This is a genomic window from Streptomyces sp. NPDC002537, assembly GCF_053594975.1.
Window position 1 is genome coordinate 1 of the sequence record NZ_JBSFWT010000159.1, and the last position, 8,521, is coordinate 8,521.

Annotated in this window: 10 protein-coding genes; 2 read left to right on the forward strand and 8 right to left on the reverse strand. The window is 70.0% G+C overall.

Features of this window, described 5'->3' with window-relative positions:
* Positions 1-221 precede the first annotated feature (221 nt).
* From ACWD4A_RS34710 to ACWD4A_RS34735, 6 genes are all read right to left on the reverse strand, one after another.
* Complete coding sequence (locus tag ACWD4A_RS34710; protein WP_451200375.1) at positions 222-869, reverse strand: LuxR C-terminal-related transcriptional regulator; 648 nt, start codon at positions 867-869, stop codon at positions 222-224.
* A 30-nt stretch (positions 870-899) separates the two neighbouring features.
* Positions 900-2,156: a sensor domain-containing protein gene (locus tag ACWD4A_RS34715; protein ID WP_451200377.1), complete on the reverse strand. Its 1,257-nt coding sequence runs from the start codon at positions 2,154-2,156 to the stop codon at positions 900-902.
* A 198-nt stretch (positions 2,157-2,354) separates the two neighbouring features.
* Positions 2,355-2,909, reverse strand: a complete 555-nt coding sequence (locus tag ACWD4A_RS34720; protein ID WP_451200378.1) for a winged helix-turn-helix domain-containing protein — start codon at positions 2,907-2,909, stop codon at positions 2,355-2,357.
* Positions 2,910-3,299: 390 nt separating this feature from the next.
* Positions 3,300-3,638 (reverse strand): hypothetical protein, encoded by a 339-nt coding sequence (locus tag ACWD4A_RS34725; RefSeq protein ID WP_451200380.1) that lies wholly within the window; start codon positions 3,636-3,638, stop codon positions 3,300-3,302.
* Positions 3,639-3,739: 101 nt separating this feature from the next.
* Complete coding sequence (sph, locus tag ACWD4A_RS34730) at positions 3,740-4,759, reverse strand: sphingomyelin phosphodiesterase (RefSeq protein WP_451200381.1); 1,020 nt, start codon at positions 4,757-4,759, stop codon at positions 3,740-3,742.
* A gap of 135 nt (positions 4,760-4,894) precedes the next feature.
* Positions 4,895-5,260, reverse strand: a complete 366-nt coding sequence (locus tag ACWD4A_RS34735; protein ID WP_451200383.1) for an arsenate reductase family protein — start codon at positions 5,258-5,260, stop codon at positions 4,895-4,897.
* A gap of 119 nt (positions 5,261-5,379) precedes the next feature.
* On the opposite strand from ACWD4A_RS34735, the gene ACWD4A_RS34740 reads away from it, so the two are divergent.
* Positions 5,380-5,658: a hypothetical protein gene (locus ACWD4A_RS34740; RefSeq protein ID WP_451200384.1), complete on the forward strand. Its 279-nt coding sequence runs from the start codon at positions 5,380-5,382 to the stop codon at positions 5,656-5,658.
* 50 nt (positions 5,659-5,708) lie between these two features.
* Here ACWD4A_RS34740 and ACWD4A_RS34745 read toward each other — a convergent pair whose 3' ends face one another.
* A complete protein-coding gene (locus tag ACWD4A_RS34745) occupies positions 5,709-6,107 on the reverse strand; it encodes a hypothetical protein (RefSeq protein WP_451200385.1) in 399 nt (132 codons plus the stop codon).
* Between the two features lie 205 nt (positions 6,108-6,312).
* Complete coding sequence (gene glnA / locus ACWD4A_RS34750) at positions 6,313-7,722, reverse strand: type I glutamate--ammonia ligase (RefSeq protein ID WP_451200386.1); 1,410 nt, start codon at positions 7,720-7,722, stop codon at positions 6,313-6,315.
* 231 nt (positions 7,723-7,953) lie between these two features.
* On the opposite strand from glnA, the gene ACWD4A_RS34755 reads away from it, so the two are divergent.
* Positions 7,954-8,421, forward strand: coding sequence for an RDD family protein (locus ACWD4A_RS34755; RefSeq protein WP_451200388.1), 468 nt, complete (start codon positions 7,954-7,956; stop codon positions 8,419-8,421).
* Positions 8,422-8,521 lie beyond the last annotated feature (100 nt).

An 8,521-nucleotide genomic window follows, 5' to 3' on the forward strand; every position in this document is an offset into this window, starting at 1 on the left:
CGGGCTGATTTTGCGGGCGTAGTCCGCAGCCTGCGGGCCGCAAGCCTGCGGGCCGCAGGTCAAAGAGCTACGGTCCGCGAAATTCAGCCCGTCCGGCGATTGAGGACAACGCGGCGAAGCCGTGTTGCGGGGTCCGGGGCGGAGCCCCGGTTTCGGGAAGGGGCGGGGCTGGGGAACAAGCCCGCCGCAGGCGGCGGACAGCCCGCGGACGGCGGAAGGCCTCAGCCACGGTCCAGGTACGCCAAAACGGCCAGCACCCGCCGGTTGTCGTCGTCCGACGGCGGCAGCCCGAGCTTTCCGAAGATGTTCGACGTGTGCTTCGCCACCGCCCGCTCCGTGATCACCAGCTGCGTGGCGATCGCCGCGTTCGACCGGCCCTGCGCCATCAGCTCCATCACGTCCCGCTCGCGTGGCGTCAGCCGGCCCATCGGCGAGTCCCGCGAGCGCCGGGTCAGCAGCTGCGAGATCACCTGCGGATCCATCGCGGTGCCGCCCGCCGCCACCCGCCGCACGGCGTCGACGAACTGCGCCGCGTCGAACACCCGGTCCTTCAGCAGATAGCCGACCCCGCCGCTGCCGTCGGCGAGCAGCTCCCGCGCGTACAGCTGCTCCACGTGCTGGGACAGCACCAGCACCGGCAGCCCCGGCCGCTCCCGGCGTGCCGTCAGCGCGCACTGCAGCCCCTCGTCGGTGAACGACGGCGGCAGCCGCACGTCCACGATCGCCACGTCGGGCTCCAGCTCCGCGAGCGCCCGGCCGAGCTCAGGGCCGCTCTCCACCGCCGCGGCGATCTCGAAGCCGAACGCCTCCAGCATCCGGACCAGCCCGTCCCGCAGCAGGAACAGGTCTTCGGCGAGCACGACACGCAAGGGGAACTCCACGGCAGTGGTGACGGGGCGTCAGCGGAGGACGCAGGGGATCTCCAGCGTGACCATGGTGGGGCCACCGGCCGGGCTGCTCAAGGCCAGGACGCCGTCGAAGGCACCGAGGCGGCGTTCGACGCCCCGCAGGCCGGTGCCCTTCCCGGCGTCGGCGCCGCCGCGGCCGTCGTCGGTGACGGCGATCCGGAGGGCGCCGTCGGCGTGGTGCGCGTCGAGCCGGACCTGCCGGGCGCCGGAGTGCTTCGCGGCGTTGGTGAGCAGCTCGCTGACCGCGAAGTACGCGGCGGACTCGACCGGTTCCTCCGTACGCCCCGGCAGCTCGACGGTGACCTCGACCGGCAGTGGCATCCGCAGGGCGAGGGCGCGCAGGGCGTCGCCCAGACCGCGCTCGGCGAGTACGGGCGGGTGGATGCCGCGGATCAGGTCGCGCAGCTCGGTGAGGGCCTCGGCGGAGTGCTCGCGGGTGGCGGCGATCAGCTTCTTGGCCTGCGCGGGGTCCTGCTCGACCAGCACCTCGATCGTGCTCAGGCTCATCCCCATCGCCACCAGCCGGGCCTGCGCGCCGTCGTGCAGATCGCGCTCGATGCGGCGCAGCTCCGCGGCGGAGGAGTCCACCACGTCGTGCCGGGTCTCGGTGAGGTGCTCGACGCGCAGGGCGAGTTCACGCTCCGCCGTGGGCCGCAGGAACAGCGCGGCGAGCAGGAAATGCGCCCGCAGCAGCGCCCGGTTGACGAAGAGCCCGAGCACACCGAACCCGACGCCGACGCCCGCCGCCAGATTCGCCGTGAACTGGTCGTCGACGGGCACGAACGTGAACCAGAAGGTGCCATCGGCCCGGACGATCGGCTTCCAGACGCCGAGGGCCAGCACCGGACCCCAGAACAGGTAGGCGATCAGTACGGCGGGCAGCACGGCCAGGATCGCGCCCGCGGACAGGTCCACGAACAGCCACTGGACGTCACGCCAGGTCGCCTTGTCCTTGAGCAGCGTCGTGCAGAGCTCCACCTGACCCGCCAGGCCGGGGCGCCGCACGGGCGGCCTCCGGTACGGCGAGGGAATGCGCAGCCCCACCCACGCCTCCGACTGGCGGCGCCGCAGATCCGCGTGCTTCCGCACGGCCGCCAGGGCGACCGGGGTGGTGTAGAGGCCGATGCCCAGGATCATGAGGACGAGCGAGACCAGGGTGAACGCGAAGAGCAGGGTCGACATCACCATGCAGTAGACCGTCAGCCACAGCCCCCGGGCGGCAGCCGCCAGTCCTTTGCCGATCCTCATCGGTGTCTCCCCCGTACGTGTCTCCCCGGAGCCCGCGTCCCGGGCCCCGCTGACACCAGTCTCCGTACGGTGCCCCGATCGGTCACTGGGGCCACTACCCCGACCGCAGTGTACCCAGCACCACCCCCTCCGACCTGCGGTGGGACAACGCGGCAAGCCCCGTGCGCGACGGCACGGGGCTCCCGGCGGAACGTTCGCTCAGTAGCCCGCGGGGGGCGCGTACTTATAGCCGACCCGGCGCACGGTGACGATCGACGCGCGGTGCTCCTTGCCCATCTTGCGGCGGAGCCGGGCGATGTGGACGTCGACCGTCCGGCCGTCGCCGACGTGGCCGTAGCCCCACACCGTGGTCACCAGCTGGTCGCGGGTGTGCACCCGGTGGGGATGCGCGACCAGGTGTGCCAGCAGCTCGAACTCCAGGTAGGTCAGGTCCAGTTGCTTCCCCGCGACGCTCGCCGTCCGCTGCTCGGGGTCGATGCTCACGAGGGCGTCACCGCGGGTGGCGGCCGGCGCGGCCCCGGACGCGGGCTGCTCCGCCGGGACGAGCACCAGGTAGCCGATCATCGGCGGCTGGCCCGGCAGCGAGGGCACCGTGTGCTGCGGTGCGGGCATCCAGGTGGCGGCCCCGGAGTGCAGCAGTTCGGCGACCGGCGGCACCTCGTCCGGGGCCACGGCTCGGAGTCGGTGCCGGTGCGCCCCGTGGGCGGCCGCGGCGGCGGGGGCGGGCGCGGTCAGGGTACGGAGGTTCGTCATGGAGAGCTCAGCTCTTTCGCGCGGGGGACCGTCGAGGGACGTGCAGGTGCGCGGGCCGTTTTGCCGGTACTCGATGACCGGCGGCTGACTTCGACGAAAGGGTCAGCGAGGGGAGTGGGCCAGCGCGTGAGTCGCGCGACAACACACTCGGTCGAAGTCGTGGTGCTGGCGGGAAGGCCAGAACGGCTCGAGGTCGGTGCGACCCGTAGCGGTGTTCTGGAAGCTGGCCATGGCCCTATTGAAGCACGACCTCCGGCGAATGAGCAGGGCTTATCCCACGGTGAATACGGAACCTTGGTGGTTGCCACGGACCCACGGCCGGGTTACCGGGGGTGACCCCCGGCAGGGCCCCCGCCCCGGGCGGTGGCGGGAGCCCTGCCGGACAGTGGCTCAGTGCGTCAGCTCTATCCGCTTCCAGTCGTAGCCGTCCGCCCAGCCCTCCGTGGCGCGCGCCCACGCCACGATCACGGCCGCGACCTCGTCGGCGCTCTCCATCCGCACCCCGAAGTGCCGCTCCGCCGAGCCGTCGCGGTACTCCACCTCGTACGGCCCGTCGCCCTCGTGCCAGGTCTGGATGTAGTGATCGCCCCCGCTCTCGTCCGTCATCCGCTCGACCACCACGAACCGGTCGCCGTCCGCGCCCAGCCGGCCGATCACCTCGGCCAGCTCCTCGGCGCCGATCCCCGAACGGACCTCGCCGGGCTCGGTGTTCACGGTGATGGGCAGCATGGTTCCCCCCTCGCTCCAGGGACCGCTCGCGGTCAGCGGCCCGTGGGGACGATCCTGCCACCCGCCACTGACAGCGCCGCGACCGGATCACTCGACTCCGGTCACTTGGCCCCGGCGATCAGCGGATAGTGGTCCGAGAGATCGGCGTATGTGTACTTCTTGCCCCAGCTGGAGACCGTCCACGGCGCGGACTGCTCCTTGACCACCGTGTTCCGCCAGGTGGCCGGGCGGACATGGCCGTTGCGGTGCAGCACGTAGTCGAGGTCCTCGCGGGCGTCGTCCGGGTAGCGGTAGGACGCGATCGAGTTCTCCTTGGTGTCGAAGGAGTACGGGTGCCCGTCGCGGACCGTCGCGGGCGCGAGACCGGCGTCGGTGAGCATCGACCGGTACTCGGGGCCGCGCGAGTCCACGTTCAGGTCACCGGCGAGCATGACCTGCTCGCTCGCCGGGATCTTCTTCGCGTCCAGGAACGCGCCGATCTGCCGGAACTGCTTCGCGCGGTTCGCCACCGCCTCGCCCGCCTTGCAACCGCTGTCGGTCGACTGGGTGTGCGTGCCCACCAGGTGCACCTTGGTGCCGTTCACGTCCAACACCACATACGCGAAGCCCTTGTTGGAGTACCAGTCGGAACCGCACGCGTCCGGGTAGATCACCTGTTCCTTGTGGACGATCGGCCACTTGCTGAGGACGGTGACGCCGCCGTCCTCCGGCGTGGTCGACGAGTAGTTCCCGCCCGTGGCGTCCCAGCCGTCCTTGCTCCGCCCGACGACCGGTGTCTGGTACGGGTACTCGCCCGCCGCGTTGGCCTTCAGGGCGTCCGAGGAGCTGTTGTCGAAAGCCTCCTCCAGCACGACGACGTCGTTGCCCCGGAAGAAGCCGGCGGCGGGTATCGCCTGGGCCCGGTGGTCCTGCCCCCAGTTCGGGTAGAGGTTCTTGCTCATCAGGAAGGTGTTGTACGTCAAGACCTTCAACTCCGGCACGGAGTCCCCGGCGGACGCCGCCTGTGCCGTCTGTACCGCCTGTGCCGCCTGCGGCAGGGCCGCGGACAGCGTGACGGCAGCGAGGACCGTGGCGACCGCGGAGGCGATACCGAAGGGCTTGTTGGTTCTGCTGACGGTCACTGCATCTCCCGGGGGGTAGGGGACGTATGAGACGGGCCGTCAACATCACATCAAAACTTGTTACTTCCGGATAGACCCCGGGTAACCGGATTCCCTACGGAAGCGGTCACCTGAGGTCACCCCGGTCGCCTCCGGTCACTTCCGCCGGGACAGGGCCTCCCGCACCGCCTCGTCCGTGCGGGCCACCAGCGCCGAGCCGTCGTCCGCGGTGATGATCGGGCGCTGGATCAGCTTCGGGTGCGCGGCGAGCGCCGCGATCCAGCGGTCCCGGGCGGCCGGGTCGCGCGGCCAGTCCTTCAGTCCGAGCTCCTCGGCCACGGCCTCCCGCGTCCTGGTGATGTCCCACGGCTCCAGCCCGAGCCGGCCGAGCACGCCGCGGATCTCCTCCTCGCCCGGCACGTCCTCGAGGTAGCGGCGGATGGTGTAGTCGGCCCCCTCGGCATCGAGCAGCGCGGTCGCGGCACGGCACTTCGAGCAGGCGGGATTGATCCAGATCTCCATGCGCCCCACCGTACCGCGACCCCCCCTCAAATGGCTGCTGACCTGGGTCGATTGTCAGTGCCCGGCAGTAAAATGGGGGTAGTTGAGCGAGGGCTCAGCACCGCGTCAGGAGGATGCCGATGGCTGTCGCCGCACCACCTCTACCGAACCTGCCCAGTGTCCCGACCCTGCCGAAGAAACCCCTCCCCGCCGGCCTCCCCCGGGGCTGGTACGAGTCGCACAACCGCCGCCTGAAGGCCATGCGCCTCGCCATCGCCCTGCTCCACTCCGGCGTCGACCGCCCCGAGCAGGCCCGCAACCGCCGCATACGCCGCGTCGCGGAACAGATCGGCGTCCGCCCGCCGTCCAACACGACGTGCCGCATGGTCCGTTCCCTCATCCACGTCGACCAGGGCTGACCACCCCCGGCCTCCGGCCTGTACGGGACCGGCGCCCGTACAGGCCGGAGTCAGGTGATCCGCCACGTGATCTCCTCGCGGAACGAGGGCTGGTCCGGGTCGAGCACCTCACCGCCGCCGGTGGCCCCCCTTCCCGGGAGCCTGCCCGGAGCCCCGATGAAGTTCAGCAGACCGACGACGACGCGTGCGTTCATCGCCGGGCCGTCGAAGACGAAGGCGACTTCGTGCCCCGACCTGCCGTCCCAGTCGAACTCCCCGCTCGTGGACGGTACGAACACGGAGGCCCCTCGCCACGTCCCCCGCAACTGTGTGGCGCCGGGGGGAACGCTCGCGATCGTCATGTTGATGAACTGGAACCTGTTGGGATCGGAGACGTCCGTGAGTTTGACATCGACGTTGAAGTCGAAGGCCGCCGCTGCCGTTTCGTCCGCTGTGCCGTCGTGACTCATGTCCTCGGTCCTTTCCCCGGTAAGCACATGATGGGGCAAGGCGGACACGGTCGGCGTTAGCCCGAACGGGTGGCCTCGGCTCCGGACGGGGCGAGGCCACCTTGCCCGGCGGGGGCCGACAACGGCCGAGCCCCGCCGCTGCCTCATGGACAGCGACGGGGCTCGGCCGTACACCGTGTTGCGCGGCCCCGACGGGCCACCGGTTCTAGAGGTCGAAGTACATCTCGAACTCGTGCGGGTGCGGGCGCAGCTGGATCGGGGCGATTTCCTGGGTGCGCTTGTAGTCGATCCAGGTCTCGATCAGGTCGGACGTGAAGACGCCGCCGGCCTGGAGGTACTCGTTGTCGGCCTCGAGGGCCTCGAGGACCGCCGGGAGGGAGGTCGGGACCTGGGGGACGTTGGCGTGCTCGTCGGGGGCGAGCTCGTAGAGGTCCTTGTCGATCGGCTCGGCGGGCTCGATCTTGTTCTTGACGCCGTCGAGGCCGGCCAGCAGGAGGGCCGAGAAGGCGAGGTACGGGTTCGAGGACGGGTCCGGGGCGCGGAACTCGACGCGCTTGGCCTTGGGGTTGGAGCCCGTGATCGGGATGCGCATCGCGGCGGAGCGGTTGCGCTGCGAGTAGACCAGGTTGACCGGGGCCTCGAAGCCGGGGACCAGGCGGTGGTAGGAGTTCACCGTCGGGTTGGTGAAGGCCAGCAGCGACGGGGCGTGCTTGAGGATGCCGCCGATGTAGTAGCGGGCGGTGTCCGAGAGGCCCGCGTAGCCCTGCTCGTCGTAGAAGAGCGGGACGCCGCCCTGCCACAGCGACTGGTGGACGTGCATGCCCGAGCCGTTGTCGCCGAAGATCGGCTTCGGCATGAAGGTCGCGGTCTTGCCGTTGCGCCAGGCGACGTTCTTCACGATGTACTTGAAGAGCATCAGGTCGTCGGCCGCGGCGAGCAGCGTGTTGAACTTGTAGTTGATCTCCGCCTGGCCGGCGGTGCCGACCTCGTGGTGCTGGCGCTCGACCTGGAGGCCGGACGCCTCCAGTTCCAGGGAGATCTCGGCGCGCAGGTCGGCGAAGTGGTCGACCGGCGGGGCCGGGAAGTAGCCGCCCTTGTAACGGACCTTGTAGCCGCGGTTGTTCTCGACCGCACCGGTGTTCCAGGCGCCGGCCTCGGAGTCGATGTGGTAGAAGGACTGGTTCGCGCTGGTCTCGAAGCGGACGCTGTCGAAGACGTAGAACTCGGCCTCCGGGCCGAAGTACGCGGTGTCCGCGATGCCGGTGGAGGCGAGGTAGGCCTCGGCCTTCTTGGCGATGTTGCGCGGGTCACGGCTGTACTGCTCGCCGGTGATCGGGTCGTGGATGAAGAAGTTGATGTTCAGCGTCTTGTCGCGGCGGAAGGGGTCGACGCGCGCCGTCGACAGGTCCGCGCGGAGCGCCATGTCGGACTCGTGGATGGCCTGGAAACCGCGGATCGAGGAACCGTCGAAGGCGAGCTCCTCGGCGGGGTCGAACGCCGACGCCGGGATCGTGAAGTGCTGCATCACGCCAGGCAGGTCGCAGAACCGGACGTCGACGAACTTGACGTCCTCGTCCGCGATGAACTTCTTGGCGTCGTCGCCGTTCTGGAACATCCAACTCCTCCTAGCCCGGCCGCGAGCGGTCGGGGTTGCTTCGGTGGCGCGGTCCATATGCGGGTCCATATGCAGTAGCGCGCTGGGGCCGACCCTAGAGAGGCGGGATTTCCCAAGCGTGACCCATTTGTTTCGCCGAGGTTAACCGGAACACGGCCCGGAGCATGGTCGAAACGGCTGATACCGGACCCGGACGGAAACGAACGAATGCGGTCGCAGTACCGTTGTCGGGTGGACAACAGGCAAGCAATGGGCTCATGGCTCTCCGGACCGCGCGCGGCGGCCGAGGAGATGGGCATCGACTTCGGGTACCGGGGCGAGCGCCTCGGGCTGCCGGAAAGCGGTCCGGGCTCGATCGCCCGGCCCGGCCGCCGCATCGCGGCGATCTGCATCGACTGGGCGCTGTGCATGCTCGTCGCCAATGCCTTCCTGGCGGACGGCATGTCCCAACGGGCGGGCAACTGGGCGCTGCTGGTCTTTTTCGTACTCAGTCTGGTCACCGTCGGTACGATCGGCTGCACCCCCGGGAAGCGCCTCCTCGGGCTGCGCGTCATCGGTGAGAACGGCGGACGGCTCACGCTCCCGCGGGTCCTGCTGCGCAGCGTTCTCCTGGTGATCGCCATCCCGGCGATCATCTGGGACCGTGACGGCCGCGGTCTGCACGACCGGCTCGCGCGGGCGGTCCAGGTCCGGATCTGACCGGAAAACGGAACCTGCACGAGTACGTGGAGAAACCCGGCGTGAAGCTGCTGTCCCGTAGCCGACGGAAACCCCGGCCGACCACGACCTGATCGCTCGC